The organism is Silvimonas soli (genome assembly GCF_030035605.1).
Lineage (GTDB): Bacteria > Pseudomonadota > Gammaproteobacteria > Burkholderiales > Chitinibacteraceae > Silvimonas > Silvimonas soli.
Window position 1 is genome coordinate 1391661 of sequence record NZ_CP106736.1, and the last position, 15627, is coordinate 1407287.

General features: G+C 56.2%; 14 protein-coding genes. 8 read left to right on the forward strand and 6 right to left on the reverse strand.

Annotation, left to right across the window (positions count from 1 at the left end; genetic code table 11):
* Positions 1 to 24 precede the first annotated feature (24 nt).
* On the reverse strand, positions 25 to 468 hold the full coding sequence (gene rnhA, locus N7220_RS06360; protein WP_283150620.1) for a ribonuclease HI: 444 nt from the start codon (positions 466 to 468) through the stop codon (positions 25 to 27).
* A gap of 22 nt (positions 469 to 490) precedes the next feature.
* Here rnhA and N7220_RS06365 point away from each other — a divergent pair, with 22 nt between their 5' ends.
* Positions 491 to 805, forward strand: a complete 315-nt coding sequence (locus N7220_RS06365) for a hypothetical protein (RefSeq protein ID WP_283150621.1) — start codon at positions 491 to 493, stop codon at positions 803 to 805.
* Positions 806 to 818: 13 nt separating this feature from the next.
* Here N7220_RS06365 and N7220_RS06370 read toward each other — a convergent pair whose 3' ends face one another.
* Positions 819 to 1580, reverse strand: a complete 762-nt coding sequence (locus N7220_RS06370) for a class I SAM-dependent methyltransferase (RefSeq protein ID WP_283150622.1) — start codon at positions 1578 to 1580, stop codon at positions 819 to 821.
* Here N7220_RS06370 and gloB point away from each other — a divergent pair.
* Both gloB and N7220_RS06380 read left to right on the forward strand, forming a co-directional pair.
* Positions 1579 to 2334 carry a hydroxyacylglutathione hydrolase gene (gloB, locus tag N7220_RS06375; RefSeq protein ID WP_283150623.1) on the forward strand — a complete coding sequence of 252 codons (756 nt, stop codon included), beginning with the start codon at positions 1579 to 1581 and terminating at the stop codon, positions 2332 to 2334. The genes N7220_RS06370 and gloB overlap by 2 nt on opposite strands.
* Before the next feature lie 100 nt (positions 2335 to 2434).
* Complete coding sequence (locus tag N7220_RS06380) at positions 2435 to 4069, forward strand: LysM peptidoglycan-binding domain-containing protein (RefSeq protein WP_283150624.1); 1635 nt, start codon at positions 2435 to 2437, stop codon at positions 4067 to 4069.
* 103 nt (positions 4070 to 4172) lie between these two features.
* On the opposite strand, the gene N7220_RS06385 is transcribed toward N7220_RS06380, so the two are convergent.
* The gene (locus N7220_RS06385) at positions 4173 to 4766 is read right to left on the reverse strand and encodes a pyridoxamine 5'-phosphate oxidase family protein (protein ID WP_283150625.1); all 594 of its coding nucleotides are present in this window, start codon (positions 4764 to 4766) and stop codon (positions 4173 to 4175) included.
* 88 nt (positions 4767 to 4854) lie between these two features.
* Entirely contained in the window at positions 4855 to 7710 is a 2856-nt protein-coding gene (gene uvrA, locus N7220_RS06390) for an excinuclease ABC subunit UvrA (RefSeq protein ID WP_283150626.1), read from the reverse strand.
* A 287-nt stretch (positions 7711 to 7997) separates the two neighbouring features.
* Here uvrA and N7220_RS06395 point away from each other — a divergent pair, with 287 nt between their 5' ends.
* The gene (locus N7220_RS06395; protein WP_283150627.1) at positions 7998 to 9215 is read left to right on the forward strand and encodes an MFS transporter; all 1218 of its coding nucleotides are present in this window, start codon (positions 7998 to 8000) and stop codon (positions 9213 to 9215) included.
* A gap of 36 nt (positions 9216 to 9251) precedes the next feature.
* On the forward strand, positions 9252 to 10622 hold the full coding sequence (locus N7220_RS06400; RefSeq protein WP_283150628.1) for an MFS transporter: 1371 nt from the start codon (positions 9252 to 9254) through the stop codon (positions 10620 to 10622).
* Between the two features lie 37 nt (positions 10623 to 10659).
* Here N7220_RS06400 and N7220_RS06405 read toward each other — a convergent pair whose 3' ends face one another.
* Together N7220_RS06405 and N7220_RS06410 are read right to left on the reverse strand one after the other, a co-directional pair.
* Positions 10660 to 11352, reverse strand: coding sequence for a FadR/GntR family transcriptional regulator (locus N7220_RS06405; protein WP_283150629.1), 693 nt, complete (start codon positions 11350 to 11352; stop codon positions 10660 to 10662).
* The gene (locus N7220_RS06410; protein WP_283150630.1) at positions 11327 to 11503 is read right to left on the reverse strand and encodes a hypothetical protein; all 177 of its coding nucleotides are present in this window, start codon (positions 11501 to 11503) and stop codon (positions 11327 to 11329) included. The genes N7220_RS06405 and N7220_RS06410 overlap by 26 nt, the downstream gene beginning before the upstream one ends.
* 60 nt (positions 11504 to 11563) lie before the next feature.
* Between N7220_RS06410 and uxuA the strand changes: the two genes are divergently transcribed.
* The 3 genes from uxuA (at position 11564) to N7220_RS06425 (ending at position 15625) form a co-directional block, all read left to right on the forward strand.
* Positions 11564 to 12622: a mannonate dehydratase gene (gene uxuA / locus N7220_RS06415; RefSeq protein ID WP_283150631.1), complete on the forward strand. Its 1059-nt coding sequence runs from the start codon at positions 11564 to 11566 to the stop codon at positions 12620 to 12622.
* A complete protein-coding gene (locus N7220_RS06420) occupies positions 12619 to 13512 on the forward strand; it encodes an SDR family oxidoreductase (RefSeq protein WP_283150632.1) in 894 nt (297 codons plus the stop codon). The genes uxuA and N7220_RS06420 overlap by 4 nt, the downstream gene beginning before the upstream one ends.
* Before the next feature lie 283 nt (positions 13513 to 13795).
* A complete protein-coding gene (locus tag N7220_RS06425) occupies positions 13796 to 15625 on the forward strand; it encodes a glycoside hydrolase family 2 protein (protein ID WP_283150633.1) in 1830 nt (609 codons plus the stop codon).
* Positions 15626 to 15627: the final 2 nt, after the last annotated feature.

Sequence of the window (15627 nt, forward strand, 5' to 3'; positions counted from 1 at the left end):
CTTTATGACGGGGCCTGCAGCCGCCTACGCACGACCCAGCACAAGATCGACACCGCGATTGGCCAGTTGATCTGCACGTTCGTTGAATTCGTGGCCGGAGTGGCCCTTCACCCATTTCCAGGTGACTTGATGGCGCTGCACTTCGGTGTCCAGTTGTTGCCACAGATCGGCATTCTTGACCGGTTTCTTGTCGGCGGTTTTCCAGCCATTGCGTTTCCAGCCATGAATCCAGGTCTCAATGCCGTTTTTGACATATTGCGAATCCGTGTACACCAGCACCTCGCATGGCCGCACCAGGATCGACAACCCCTTGATCACGCCCAGTAATTCCATGCGGTTATTGGTGGTATGGGCTTCGCCGCCAAACAATTCTTTTTCTTTGGTGCCATAACGCAACAAAGCGCCCCAACCGCCCGGTCCCGGGTTGCCCTTGCAGGCACCGTCGGTATACATCTCTACAATGGCCATTCAAATCCTTATGGAGAACACAATGCGTTCTACTTTCCTGGTTGCGTCCTTGTTTGCGGCCCTCACCTCGGCCAGTGTTGCAGCCGCGCCATTTTGCTTGTGGCATGCCCCGTGGGGCAAGGATGTGCAGGGCAAACCGGATCGCTGGTTAAATCTCACCGTGGTGCAATATGTCGACGTCACCGATAACGATGTGCACGTCGTGTTTGGTGGCGGCAATCTGGGCAGCGGGCACGATCTGCATATCCCGGTCAAAAACCGCGACGATGCGCAAAAAATCCTGAAAGATCTGACTGAAACTGCGCGGACGTGTGATCGGGAAGATAAATCCTCCTGATGTCCTCATTCGTTCAGGGCTTACAGCGATCCTTTTGTGCCTGATAGTGCATTTTGTCGATCGCTGTAGCCGGAGCACCTGCCGGCGTGGGCACGCGCCGCCATTTCGGGCCAATCACCCGCATGCCGCGCACACGTTTAACTACGTCCAGGCAATACACGCCACCTGCCGCCGGCCACCAGCGATCTCCGGCGTTTTCCAGAAAGCGCGACCTGTGCAGCCATTTTTCTTGCTGCACCGGCAGGCTGTAACATAGATATTCGCCGCGCATGGATTCCAGATTCAGCAGCGACAACCAGTCTTTCAAGCGCGGCAACGCGATGAACTGGCCACGCCACGGCACCTCTTGCTGCCGATTGCGCAAACGGCGCATACCCCACAGGCTCCACGGATTGAAACCGGTAATCAGCAAACGCCCCTCCGGCACCAGCACCCGTTCCGCCTCGCGCAGTACCTGATGCGGGTCTTTGCAGAAATCCAGCACGTGCGGCAGCGCCAGCAAATCCAGCGACTGGCTCTCGAACGGTAGCTGTTCTGGCAGACAGCGCACGCGCGATCCGGCAGACTGACCTGCAATGGCTCGCCACGGCATGCGGTTGCTGCGCAAACAATCAACCTGCGGCAATTCCAGCTGAATGGCCTTGTAGCCAAAGATATCTGTGGTTGTACGATCAAACCAGCTGGCTTCTTCGGCCAGCACGTAGCTGCCTAGCGGGCTTTGCAGCCAGGCGGCAAAATAATCAAACGTGTTTTCCACATCGACGGGCATGTCCATGTTCAAGATCACCCCGATTCCCATTTTTAATGACAATTATATCTGGCTTTTAGACGATGGCAGCGCTGCTGTCGCCGTCGACCCCGGTACTGCCCAGCCTTTGCTTGATTACCTGGCGGCCCATCATCTGCATCTGGCCGCGGTCTTGGTCACGCATCACCATGCGGACCATACCGGCGGGCTGGCCCAACTGGCAACCGCCGCGCCGTGTCCGGTGTACGGCCCGGGCAGTATCGACTTAGTGACCAATCCTGTCACAGCGGGAGATGCCATTCGTCTGCTGGATCAGGGCTTCCGGATTATCGCCCTGCCCGGCCACACGCTGGATCATATCGGCTATGTGGGAGCGGGCGCGGTGTTTTGTGGCGACACGCTGTTTGCCGCCGGCTGCGGTCGGCTGTTCGAGGGCACGCCAGCGCAAATGTTCCAGTCGCTGGCCCAGTTAGCTGCGCTGCCCGCGGACACGCTGGTGTGCTGCACCCACGAATACACGCTGGCTAATTTGCGTTTTGCTAGCGTGGTTGAGCCAGACAGCCCGGAACTGGCACAACGCGTGGCGCGAGAAACCGCCAAACGCACGGCGGGCCAGCCGACTTTGCCGTCCAGTATCGCCCTGGAACGCGCTACCAATCCCTTCCTGCGAACCACTGTTCCAGCCGTAATCAGCGCCGCCGAAGCGCGTGGAGCCAGTAGCCATGACCCGATTGGTATTTTTGCCACTCTGCGCCAATGGAAGGATGGTTTTCGCGGTTGATTGGCGAAGGCCCTGCCGCCGATCGAAAATACCTTGTTGACAGTGTTGGCATGCACCGGCAACATCGACCGAATTTGCGAATAATCAGGGCCTTGGCATCATGAAATACCGACTGCTCGCGGGCATTATTGCCAGCCTGCTCAGCGCAGCTACTTTTGCTGACAGCACCACTCCAGTCGGTTCTGCCCGGCTCGACTACCAACTCCACGACCCCGCTTTCCAGATCACCGACGACACCCGTCAAACTGTTTCCATTTTGTTTGATGACGCTGTGGTGCAAGCCATTCAGTACGATTCGTTGTGGGATCGCGTACGCGGCGGCTTTGCCATGCAGGACACCGACCCTGCACTGGTCACCAAGTGGGAAAACTATTACGCCGCTCGCCCGGAATACTTGAACCGGATCATGGATCGCGGCCAGCGCTATATGTATTACGTGGCGGGTGAAGTTGAAAAGCGCGGCATGCCGATGGAACTGGCGCTGCTGCCGATGATTGAAAGCGCCTACAACCCCAAGGCTGAATCCCCCGCCCGTGCCGCTGGCATGTGGCAGTTCATTCCTGATACCGGCAAGCGTTACGGGCTGGAACGTACCTGGTGGTATGACGGTCGCCGCGATGTGGTTGCCGCAACCCAGGCCGCACTGGATTATCTGGAAGAACTGCACGGGATGTTCGGCGACTGGCAACTGGCGCTGGCGTCCTACAACTGGGGCGAAAACGCAGTAGCCAGAGCCGTGGCCAAAAATCAGGCCGCAGGTATGCCGACCGATTACGCCAGCCTGCGTATGCCCGATGAAACTCGCAATTACGTACCCAAGCTGCTGGCGATCCGCAATATCATCGCCAACCCGCAAGCGTACGGCATCCAGCTGACCGACATCCCCAATCGCCCTTACTTTGCGACTGTCAGCCCGGATCGGCACATGGACGTAAAAGTGGCAGCGGAACTGGCCGAAACGCCAGTGCAAGAACTGCTGCGACTCAACCCAGGCTTTATCCGCCCGGTCATTGCGCATAAAGATGATCGCCAATTGGTCTTGCCAGCCGACAAAGTCGATGTATTCCAGAAAAACCTGGCCAGTTATGACAAGCCGCTGCTGAACTGGCAGCCCTATGTCACTCACCAGGGTGAAAACTTTGACAAACTGGCCGCTTCATTTGGCATTCCGGCTGGCGAACTGAAAGACGTCAACGATATCAACACCCGCGAGCGTGTTGCGCGTGGTCAGACGATCCTGGTGCCCAAGAGTGCCGATGTGGATGGCGCTGAGCAGCAAACCTTGCTGGCTCTGGCCGCCAACCGCGCAGCTGACCCACTAGATACCGGCGCGAACGACAAGCCGCAAGTACGTCGTGTCAGCGCGGTAGCCAGCCCCCGCCAGATCGCCACTGACGATAGCAACGTGGTTTCCTACCGCGTGGCGCGTGGCGATACCGTGTTCAACATCGCCAAGCGCTACGGCATTACGGTAGCGTCGCTGAAATCCATGAATGGCCTGCGCAGCAACCATATTTCGCAAGGTCAGACACTCAAGCTGGCGAGCAACACTGGCGGGATCAAGCGCATCAGCTACAGCCCGCCAGAAGCGCAGAAGTATGTGGTCAAGCAGGGTGACACGGTCAGCTCCATTGCCCGCCGTCACAATGTCGATACTGCAGACCTGAAGCGCTGGAACCCGCAGCAATCGTTCACGCCCGGCGTGCACCTGGTGATTTACCAACCCAATAGCTAAACGCTTGCCTGGTTGGCCCAACAAAAAACCCGCGCTTTGCGGGTTTTTTGTTGTCGTTTGGACAGACCGTTAGCAGTACAAATATCTCGGGGCTATCAGTCCATCATGGCACCAGCGTGCTCTCTGACCAAGCGCCATTTTGCAAACACCACAAACGACGGTCATGCATGCGATCTGCGTCGGATTGTTGCCATAGCTCGATCATCTGCGGCTGCAGCCAGAGCAAACCGATATGTTCCGCCACTGGCAACTGCGGCAGTTGTTCCAGTTGTGACGTCAATTGAGCAACCTCTTGCTGCATGATTGCCCGCGATGCCACCTCCGTACTTTGCTGGCGAACCCTTTCGGCATATAGATCCATGATCTGGCTGGCATGTGGTTTGTTACGCCACAGGGAGTGTTCTGCCGCACCACAATGCAGGGAATAACTGCCGCGCAAGCGAAATTGCGTCATGGATTGCGGCCAGAATCCAGCCAGTTCCCATTTGTCATTGGCAGTCAGCTGGCGGATTTTCGGACTGAGCATGTTGACCGAAATCGCAATTTCGTCCGCCGTAAACTGGCGCACCGTGACCATGCGCGATACCGGGTAACCGTCAGCGTCCACGGTTATCAGCGTCACAAAGCGGGCACAGGGATCGCCCTCTGCCATCGCCGCCAGATACAACTGCTGCAGATATTCAATCGGCCGCATCATCGGGTCCTCCTGTTTGCCTCTTCGTGAAAAAGCCTCCACAAAGGGGAGGCTTTTCTTGCATACATCCGCCAGACAGATCGTCAGCCAGTTATTGGTGGCTATCGAGCACGCGCTTGAGGTACTTGGCCGTATGCGATTTCTCGCTCTTGGCCACTTCTTCTGGCGTACCCACGGCAATGATCTCGCCACCGCCCGCGCCACCTTCCGGCCCCAAGTCGACAATCCAGTCCGCAGTTTTGATCACGTCCAGATTGTGTTCAATCACCACCACCGTGTTGCCATGTTCGCGCAAGCGTCGCACCACGCCCAGCAACAAGTCGATATCGTGGAAGTGCAAACCGGTAGTTGGCTCATCCAGGATATACAACGTGCGCCCGGTATCGCGCTTGGACAATTCCAGCGCCAGCTTCACCCGCTGCGCTTCACCACCCGACAACGTGGTGGCGGACTGGCCGAGCCGGATATAGCCCAAGCCCACGTCCATCAGCGTTTGCAGCTTGCGCGCCACGGTCGGCACGGCCTGGAAGAAAGCCAGCGCGTTCTCCACCGTCATTTCCAGCACTTCGGTAATGTTCTTGCCCTTGTACTGGACTTCGAGCGTTTCGCGGTTGTAGCGCTTGCCGTGGCAAACATCGCACGGCACGTAAACATCCGGCAGAAAGTGCATTTCCACCTTGATCACGCCATCGCCCTGACACGCTTCGCAGCGCCCGCCCTTGACGTTAAAACTGAAGCGACCCGGTCCATAACCGCGTTCGCGGCTGGTTGGCACGCCCGCAAACAACTCGCGGATCGGCGTAAACAAGCCGGTGTAAGTGGCCGGATTGGAACGCGGGGTGCGGCCAATGGGCGACTGATCGACATTGATCACCTTGTCAAAGTGATCCATACCGTTGATCTCTTGATATGGCGCGGGCTCAGTCGAAGCGCCGTTCAGATCACGCGCCGCAATGGCATACAGCGTGTCATTAATCAGCGTGGATTTACCCGAGCCCGATACACCCGTTACGCACACCAGCAGGCCGACCGGCAAAGCCAGATCCACATACTTCAGATTGTTGCCATGCGCGCCTTTAAGCGTGAACCATTTTTCCGGATCAGGGGTGCGGCGGGTTTCTGGCAAGGCAATACGACGCGCACCGGATAAAAACTGCCCAGTGATCGAGTTCGGGTTCTTCATCACTTCAGACGGAATGCCTTCCGCGATGATTTCACCGCCGTGTTCACCCGCGCCTGGTCCCATATCGACCAGGTAATCGGCAGCGCGGATCGCATCTTCATCGTGTTCAACCACAATCACCGTGTTATCCAGATCGCGCAGGCGCATCAGCGTGCCGATCAAGCGATCGTTATCGCGCTGGTGCAGACCGATTGAGGGTTCATCCAGCACATACATCACGCCGGTCAAGCCCGAACCAATTTGCGATGCCAGCCGAATCCGCTGCGCTTCGCCACCTGACAAGGTATCGGCGCTGCGTTCCAGACTCAGATAGTCCAGCCCGACGTTCACCAGAAAGCCCAACCGTTCACGGATTTCCTTGACGATTTTCTCGGCGATTTGCGCCTTGTTGCCTTCAAACGCCAGTTCGGTGAAGAACTTGCTGGAATCACGCAATGCCATCTGCGCAATCTGGTGCAGAGTTTCGGTACCCACTTTCACAAAGCGCGCTTCACGGCGCAAACGCGAACCGCCGCAGCTCGGGCACGACTGGTTGTTCTGGTATTTGGCCAGCTCCTCGCGCACCGCAACCGAATCGGTCTCGCGGTAGCGGCGCTCCAGATTGGGAATGATCCCTTCAAAGGTGTGCGCCCGCTCAAACTTGGTACCGCGCTCGTTCAGATAGATAAAGCGGATTTCATCGCGACCCGAGCCATACAACACCACTTTGCGCGTTTCTTCCGGCAGGTCATCCCACGGCGTGTTCAGGTCGAACTCATAGTGCGCGGCCAGACTGGATAACATCTGGAAGTAAAACTGGTTGCGCCGGTCCCAACCCTTGATCGCGCCAGCGGCCAGACTCAAGTCCGGATGTGCGACCACGCGTTTGGGATCGAAAAACGTGATCTGGCCCAAGCCGTCACATTTGGGGCAAGCGCCCATTGGGTTGTTGAACGAGAACAAGCGGGGTTCGAGTTCCGGCAGGCTGAAGCTGCATACCGGACAGGCAAATTTGGCCGAGAACCAGTGTTCTTTGCCGCTTTCCATTTCCACGGCAATGGCGCGGCCATCGGCATGGCGCAGCGCGGTTTCAAATGACTCCGCTACGCGTTGCTTAAGATCGGCACGCACCTTCAGGCGGTCGATGACTACTTCAATGGTGTGTTTCTTGTTTTTGTCGAGCTTGGGCACGGCTTCGAGCTCGCACACCTCGCCATCTACCCGCACCCGCACAAAACCTTGCGCGCGCAGTTCCTCAAACAGCTCCAGGTTCTCGCCTTTGCGGCCGATAATCACTGGCGCCAAGATCATCAAGCGGGTGTCTTCAGGCAACGACAACACGTGGTCGACCATCTGGCTGACGGTTTGCGATTCCAGTGGCAAGTCGTGATCCGGGCAATACGGCGTGCCGACGCGGGCAAACAGCAAGCGCAGATAGTCGTGGATTTCGGTCACGGTGCCGACGGTAGAACGCGGATTATGGCTGGTGGCTTTTTGCTCAATGGAGATCGCCGGACTCAGGCCCTCGATCAGATCCACGTCTGGCTTTTCCATCAGTTGCAGGAACTGGCGGGCGTAGGCGGAGAGCGACTCCACGTAGCGACGCTGGCCTTCGGCATACAAGGTATCAAACGCCAGCGACGATTTACCCGAGCCAGACAACCCGGTAATCACCACCAGCTTGCCGCGCGGCAAATCCAGGCTGACGTTCTTCAGGTTGTGTGTGCGTGCCCCGCGAATGCGGATCAGCGGGATATCTTGATCGATAGTGGAACGATAGTTCATGCGCCTGATGCCATTCTCGAAAGCCAATCCGTCAATATAACAGAATCAGCCTGCCCAGCCGGAGCCTTGCCCGGTCAGAACAGCACTGATTTGTGCGCCAGAGGATGGGAGATTGCAAAACGCGCAGCCATAGACAGCAAATACCCCAAGCCTGCGCAACAGAGCATGAAATGGGGCCGATAGCGCGAAACTCCAAACATTCGAAACATAAAATCGCCATACCAATGCCAGACGGCGTACTGCCGCCTGCTAGAATGTCACTTTTACCGCCGCCCCTACCCCACGTCATGCAAAACAGCCTGAGCACCACGGCCAATTCCACTACCGCCCATGAACAAGGCACCGCCTACCGGGTGCTGGGGGCAATCAGCTTTTCGCACCTGCTGAACGACATGATCCAGTCGCTGATTCTGGCGATCTATCCGATCCTGAAGGGCGGTTTCAATCTGAGCTTTACCCAGATTGGCCTGATTACCCTCACCTACCAGATCACGGCTTCCTTGCTGCAGCCGCTGGTGGGTTTGTATACCGACAAAAAACCGCAACCCTATTCGCTGCCGATCGGCATGGGCTTTACCTTGTGCGGTCTGTTACTGCTGTCAGTGGCGCCCAACTTTGGCACCTTGCTGGCGGCTGCGGCGCTGGTTGGCACGGGCTCGTCGATCTTTCACCCGGAATCCAGCCGCGTAGCGCGCATGGCTTCGGGTGGGCGTCACGGCCTTGCGCAATCGCTGTTTCAAGTGGGCGGTAACCTGGGCTCATCGTTTGGCCCCTTGCTGGCCGCCGCGATCATCGTGCCGTATGGCCAGCCCAGCATCGCCTGGTTCTCCGTCGCGGCGCTGGTGGCCATTGCGGTTTTGTTCAAGGTCGGTGCCTGGTATCGGGCGCATCATCTGGGCGCACGCGGCAAAGCCGGTCGCAAGGCGGTGCATAATCTGAGCCGCAAGCAGGTAGGGTTCTCCATCGGTATCTTGCTGCTGCTGATTTTCTCCAAGTATTTCTACATGGCCAGCATTGGCAGCTATTTCACCTTCTACCTGATGAGCAAGTTTCACCTGTCGGTGCAGTCGGCCCAGGTGCACTTGTTTATCTTCTTGTTTGCGGTAGCCGCCGGTACGGTGATTGGCGGCCCGCTGGGCGATAAAATCGGCCGCAAGTATGTCATCTGGGGTTCGATCCTGGGCGTTGCTCCTTTTACGCTGGCATTGCCGTACGCCGATCTGTTCTGGACTGGCGTGCTCACGGCCATCATTGGCGTGATTCTGGCCTCCGCGTTCTCGGCCATTCTGGTGTACGCCCAGGAACTCATCCCCGGCAAAGTGGGCATGGTTTCCGGTCTGTTCTTCGGCTTTGCCTTTGGCATGGGCGGGATTGGCGCCGCAGTACTGGGCACGCTGGCCGATCACACCAGTATTGATTTTGTTTACCACGTCTGCGCGTTCCTGCCGCTGATTGGCTTGTTGACGGCGTTTTTGCCCAACCTGGAACAACCGAAAAAGGCTTAACCGGCTCGCATGGCTTCTGCATCATCTGAAAACTCAATGACTCCACTGGAATTACGCGCCTCGCTCGGCCTGGCCGGGCTGTACGCCCTGCGCATGCTGGGCATGTTTCTGATCCTGCCGGTGTTTGCGGTGTACGCCACACACTTGTCCGGCGGCGAAAACCACGCCCTGGTGGGGCTGGCGTTCGGTGCTTACGGGCTAACCCAGGCCATCCTGCAATTGCCGTTTGGCATGTGGTCCGACCGGGTTGGCCGCAAAAAGGTGATCTACTTTGGCCTGGTGATGTTTGCCATTGGTAGCCTTGTATGCGCCAGCGCCACCAGCATTGAATGGATGATTGCCGGTCGCGCGTTGCAAGGTGCCGGTGCAATCTCTGCGGCGATTACGGCGCTGCTGGCCGACCTCACCCGCGAAGAAAACCGTACCAAAGCGATGGCGATGATTGGTGGCAGTATCGCCACCACCTTCGCCATCTCGCTCGTAGCCGCGCCCGCACTGGCAGAGTGGATAGGCTTGCCGGGGATTTTTCTGCTGACTGCCGGGTTGACCATTGCCGCGATCATCGGCGTATGGAAGATCATCCCCACCCCGACCATCTCGCGCTTTCACTCCGACGCTGAAGCCAGCACCAGCCGCTTGCCCGCCGTACTCAAACACCCGCAGCTGCGCCGCCTGAATTACGGCGTGTTCGCCCTGCATGCCGCGCAAATGGCCATGTTTACGGTGATGCCCTTGTTGCTGGCCAGCACCGGACATATCCCGGTAGACGGGCACTGGAAGGTGTATCTGCCGGTGGTGCTGATCGGCTTTGTGTTTATGGTGCCAGCAGTAATCGTCGCGGAGAAACGCAACAAGCTCAAACGCGTGTTCTTGTTGGCCATTGCCTTGATGCTGGTCGCGCAAACCGGCATGGCCTTGTACATGCCCAACTTGCTGATGATCTGCTTCTGGCTGGGTTTGTACTTTATTGCTTTCAATATCCTGGAAGCCACCCAACCGAGCCTGATCTCCAAAATCGCCCCGACTGATGCCAAAGGCACGGCCATGGGCGTGTACAACACCTGCCAGTCGCTGGCGATGTTTGTCGGTTCCGCAGCGGCGGGCTGGTTGTATCAGCACTCCGGCGCGACGCCGGTGTTCTGGCTGTGCGCCGGGTTGATGGCGATCTGGTTGATCGTCACCTTTGGTCTGGTGCCCCCGTTGCCAGTCAAGACCCGCATGTTTCATATCGGTGAAGACTGGACCGGTAATCCAGCAGAGCTGTCGCAGAACCTGGCGAAGATTACCGGTGTAAAGGAAGCGGTGGTGCTGATCGAAGAACGCGTGGCCTTGCTCAAAGTGCTGCAAAGCGGCTGGGATGAAGCGTCGGCGCTGGTGTTGATCGAACAGACCACTGTTAACGCCTGACAGCGGCACGTCTCAGCACCAAACACCCGTCATCTGTTCAGGACTGGCGAAACAGCTTTTCTGCCACACGGCTGAGATGCTCAACCATTGCTGCCCGCGCCGCGCCAGCATCGCGCGCAGCAATGGCCTCGTATACCGCCCGGTGCTCCGCCACCACCTGATCGGCCCATTCCGCTACGCCATAGTGGGTTTCCAGTTGCTGGAACAGCGGCGTATAGCGTTTATTCCACAACTGTTCAGCGGTTTGCTGCAGCACGTCATTGCCGGTCATTTCGGCAATCAGAAAGTGAAACCGCTGGTCGTGGGCATGAAAAGCCGCGTTCTCTTCCCGTTCTGCGGCCATGTCATCCACTAACTGGCCCAGCGCGACGATTTGATCAGTACTGCCGCGTACGGCAGCCAGCGCCGCCAGTTCACTTTCGATAACGCTGCGGGCTTCCAGTAGCTCTGTAGCGCTGGTGATGTCCGCTTGCGGTGGCGCGGGTTCTGCTGGTTGCTCTGACCGCATGACAAAAACGCCGGTGCCGGTGCGAATCTCCACCCACCCGGCGATTTCCAGCGCAATTAACGCCTCGCGTACCGAGGATCGCCCTACTCCCAATTGCCGGGCCAGATCACGCTCGGCGGGCAGCGCCTCACCTACTTTGAAGCGACCATCCTGGATGAACTGGATGATCAGATTGGAAATCTGCCGATAAAGCCGCTCAACTTTCAGTGTTGGTAATTCCATAAAAAACCTGTTCGATAATTTTTGCTTTGGCTGCGAATGTGCCGTGCATACGACGACCTGTCAAAAAGCAGGAAATAGAGTTGGCTATCTTTTGTTCCTCATCAATTTTCCCCCTTGTCATGGGAAATTGATAAGGCAATACTTCAGCCAAGCAATTCAGGTGGCCTGACCACCATGCCACAAGACCATTATCGCTGATTTGGAGTTGACGATGAAAATGACTTTTCGCTGGTACGGCGACAACGACCCGGTGCCTTTGAGCTACATCCGCCAGATTCCCGGCATGTACGGCATCGTCTCCGCCGTTTACGACATCCCGGTCGGCGCAGCCTGGCCGCTGGCTAACATCCAGTCACTCAAAGCCAAAGTTGAAGCGCACGGCCTCAAACTAGAGGTGATCGAAAGCGTGCCGGTGCATGAAGACATCAAACTGGGCAAACCTGCTCGCGATTCGCTGATCGACAACTACTGCCAGACCCTGCGTAATCTGGCGCATTGCGGCTTGAAAGTGGTCTGCTACAACTTCATGCCGGTGTTCGACTGGACCCGCACCACGCTGGAAAAAGAACTGCCGGACGGCTCAAAAACGCTGGCATTTGATATGGAAACCGTCAACCAGATCGACCCATCCCAAGGCATCCAGTTACCCGGCTGGGATGCCAGCTACCAGCCCGATGAACTCAAGGCGCTGCTGGCCGAATACCGTCAGATTGGCGAGGAACAATTGTGGGCCAATCTGGAATACTTTCTGCGCGGTGTGATCCCGGTAGCTGAGGAGGTCGGCATCAAAATGGCCATCCATCCGGATGACCCACCCCGCCCTATCTTTGGCCTGCCGCGCATTGTCAAAAACCGTGCTGACCTGGCCCGCCTGCTGGCCATCGTCGATACACCAGCGAATGGACTGACCTTGTGCTCTGGCTCGCTCGGCGCAGATTGCCACAACGATATCGCGGCCATGGTGCGCGAATTTGCAGGCTTGGGGCGTATTCATTTCGCTCATCTACGCAACGTCAAAGTGAACGAAGCGGGCGACTTTTACGAAACCAGCCATCGTTCGGAAGATGGTTCGCTGGATATGGCGGCCATCATGCAGGCGTATTACGACGCAGGCTTCGAGGGGTATGTGCGTCCAGACCATGGCCGCATGATCTGGGGTGAAACCGGCAAACCGGGCTACGGTCTGTATGACCGGGCGCTGGGCGCGGTGTACCTGAATGGCTTGTGGGAAGGCATCGCCCGGACGCATGCAAAGGGAGAAAAAGCATGATCACGCTCAACCAGGCTATTGCGCTGCCCTTTGTTCCCACAGATCTGGCCGGCCAAGTTGCCGTGGTCACCGGTGCTGGTGGCGTACTTTGCAGTGTGCTGGCGGGAGCGCTGGCTCGTAGCGGCATGAAGGTGGCATTGCTGGACCTTGATGCCGACGCCGCTCGCCGCACTGCAGCCCAACTGCAAGCACAAGGCTGTGAAGCCATCGGCATCGGCGCTGACGTGCTTGGACGAGAGTCGCTGGAACTCGCTGCGGCTGAAGTGCTGGCCAGGCTGGGACCTTGCTCACTGCTGCTGAACGGCGCTGGCGGCAATCACCCCAAGGGCACCACAAGCAAAGAATGGCTGGAACCTGGTGATCTGCAAGCCGCAGACCTGACCACTTTCTTTGACCTGGATAGCGAGAAGATCGGCTTTGTGTTCGATCTCAATTTTCTGGGTTCGCTGCTGCCCACTCAGGTCTTTGCCAGGCAAATGCTCAACGCCGACGGTTCCGCCCGTCCTGGTTGCAGCATCATCAATATCTCGTCAATGAATGCCTTCTGCCCGCTGACCAAAATCCCGGCCTATAGCGCAGCCAAAGCCGCGGTCAGCAATTTCACCCAATGGCTGGCGGTGCATTTCAGCAAAGTGGGGATTCGCTGCAATGCCATTGCGCCGGGTTTTTTCCTGACCGCACAAAATCATCGTTTATTGATTGACGAGGCCAGTGGCCAACCCACTGCGCGTGCGCAAAAAATTGTGTCGCATACGCCGATGGGGCGGTTTGGCGAAGCGGAGGAGTTGGTTGGGCCGTTGTTGTGGCTGGCCAGTCCAGTAGCATCAGGCTTTGTGAATGGCGTGGTAGTGCCGGTAGATGGCGGCTTTGCCGCATATTCCGGCGTCTGACTTTCGCATTTAGGCGTTCCGGTGCGCCGCGTTAGCGAACCGGAAGAATTACAAATGCATCCATCGATTTAACAGAGCGTTTTGAATAAGGTGTTGGCGGCTACGCCGCCAACTCCGGGAAAGTTGCGCCAGAAACCTCATTAACCAGTTCACGCGGGAGTAAATCACGCACCACACTCGCAGGGTAAGGCAACGCTCGGTTCACGTTGCAAACCAGGAACCTGTTCAATCGTTTGTTGCGTGCCTGACTATTTGTTTCTAAATCAAGTCAATAGGAAAATAAATGAAAGATAGCAAAATCCCCCAACGCAATGTGATGGCCACCGAGGCACTTTCTGCGGAAGAAATACAAGACCCCAATGACCATCTGCATAATGAAAATTATGATTCGGCTTTTCATGCACCTGTCATCGATTCTAAAAGCCTTATTTTTTCATCCAATAGAAAAAGTGTATCCCTGAATGGTGAGTGGTCTTTTGTACTAGACGCATACGACGAAGGATTACGCTGCAAATGGTTTGAATATGAAATTACGCACCCAAAAACATGGCTGACACCTTTGGACTATGAAGCGGACATCGGCCAGAAAGTACAAATCCCGTCATGCTTCAATACGTATAACGAACGCTATTGGTATTACGAAGGTGCAAGCTGGTTCACCCGATTTTTTGAACATGCAAAAAAAGACGGCGAGAAAGTATTCCTGCATCTGCGCGCCGTCGCCTATCAAGCCCGCATTTTCCTTAATGGTGAATTTCTGGGTGTGCATAAAGGTGCATCGACAGGTTTTCACATTGAATTGAAGAATATCAAAAATGGCACGAACCGCCTTCAGATTGAAGTCGATAATCGCCGCCTGCCTGATCGGGTCCCAATGCAACACACTGACTGGTTTAGCTATGGCGGTATATACCGCGAAGTGGAGCTGCTGTGCGTTCCTAATGTCTTTATTAAAAAATTCACCGCCAGCCTGGTTCCCAACGGGAAGTTTAATGAGTTGCAATTTCACGTCGAAGTGGAGGGCGTGGCAGAAGGTACAGCAAAGGTAGAAATCCCCTCACTGAATGTGAATGCCAGCATTGAAATCAAGAACGGCATCGGCAGCGTGTGTGTTGAATCTACACCGCAGTTGTGGTCGCCAGAGTCGCCTTGTCTTTACGAGGTGTTTGCAAGTTTTGGCCAGGACCAGATCAGTGAGAAAGTGGGTTTCAGGGAAATCAAAGTCATCGGGGAAAACATTGTCCTGAACGGAAAGCCGGTCTGGCTACGCGGCATCTCCTCTCACGAAGAGTTCCCGCAGCATGGAAAAATGAGCACGGAAGCAGATGTGCGGCTCATGTTTGAAGATGCCAAGGCGCTTGGTTGTAACTTCATGCGTCTGGCCCATTATCCGCATCATGATCGCGCGGCAAAAATTGCAGATGAAGTAGGCATGCTGCTTTGGGAAGAAATCCCGGTCTATTGGGCTATCCAGTTTACGAACGAAAAAACATATGAAGACGCTGAAAATCAGTTGCTTGAACTGATCCAGCGGGATGTGAACAGGGCGAGCGTGATTATCTGGGGTGTCGGCAATGAAAACAAAGACACCGATGAACGCTACAAATTCATGTCCAGTCTTGCAAACAAAGCCAGGCAGACTGATTCAACCCGGCTGGTTAGCGCTGCGTGTCTGGTCAATCACGTTAAAAATGCGATTGAAGATAGATTGATGGCCGATCTCGATGTCGTGGGCCTGAATGAATATTTTGGCTGGTACAACCACGATTTCGATGAGCTGACGGCGTTGCTGGAAAACTCCGCTCCCGGCAAGCCGGTAATCATCACGGAAACAGGCGCCGATGCGGTACCGGGTTTCTTCGGGGATAAAGGCGAGCTGTTTACAGAGAATCATCAGGCCGACGTCTACACCGAGCAAATCAAGCGGATTAAAAAAGCCAAATACATTCGTGGGATGACTCCCTGGATTCTGTATGACTTTCCGACGGAGCGCAGACAGAACCGTTATCAAAATGGCTGGAATCAAAAAGGTCTGATCGCCAGAGACCATAAAACACGCAAGCAAGCGTTCCAGGTGCTGGCAGACTTTTATAACGAACAAAAAGAGCTCTGAAT

What these genes read in the sequence shown, in the direction of transcription:
- rnhA (WP_283150620.1), bottom strand. Translation starts at nt 468, where the DNA reads ATGGCCATTGTAGAGATGTATACCGACGGTGCCTGCAAGGGCAACCCG.
- N7220_RS06365 (WP_283150621.1), top strand. Translation starts at nt 491, where the DNA reads ATGCGTTCTACTTTCCTGGTTGCGTCCTTGTTTGCGGCCCTCACCTCG.
- gloB (WP_283150623.1), top strand. Translation starts at nt 1,579, where the DNA reads ATGTTCAAGATCACCCCGATTCCCATTTTTAATGACAATTATATCTGG.
- N7220_RS06370 (WP_283150622.1), bottom strand. Translation starts at nt 1,580, where the DNA reads ATGGACATGCCCGTCGATGTGGAAAACACGTTTGATTATTTTGCCGCC.
- N7220_RS06380 (WP_283150624.1), top strand. Translation starts at nt 2,435, where the DNA reads ATGAAATACCGACTGCTCGCGGGCATTATTGCCAGCCTGCTCAGCGCA.
- N7220_RS06385 (WP_283150625.1), bottom strand. Translation starts at nt 4,766, where the DNA reads ATGATGCGGCCGATTGAATATCTGCAGCAGTTGTATCTGGCGGCGATG.
- uvrA (WP_283150626.1), bottom strand. Translation starts at nt 7,710, where the DNA reads ATGAACTATCGTTCCACTATCGATCAAGATATCCCGCTGATCCGCATT.
- N7220_RS06395 (WP_283150627.1), top strand. Translation starts at nt 7,998, where the DNA reads ATGCAAAACAGCCTGAGCACCACGGCCAATTCCACTACCGCCCATGAA.
- N7220_RS06400 (WP_283150628.1), top strand. Translation starts at nt 9,252, where the DNA reads ATGACTCCACTGGAATTACGCGCCTCGCTCGGCCTGGCCGGGCTGTAC.
- N7220_RS06405 (WP_283150629.1), bottom strand. Translation starts at nt 11,352, where the DNA reads ATGGAATTACCAACACTGAAAGTTGAGCGGCTTTATCGGCAGATTTCC.
- uxuA (WP_283150631.1), top strand. Translation starts at nt 11,564, where the DNA reads ATGAAAATGACTTTTCGCTGGTACGGCGACAACGACCCGGTGCCTTTG.
- N7220_RS06420 (WP_283150632.1), top strand. Translation starts at nt 12,619, where the DNA reads ATGATCACGCTCAACCAGGCTATTGCGCTGCCCTTTGTTCCCACAGAT.
- N7220_RS06425 (WP_283150633.1), top strand. Translation starts at nt 13,796, where the DNA reads ATGAAAGATAGCAAAATCCCCCAACGCAATGTGATGGCCACCGAGGCA.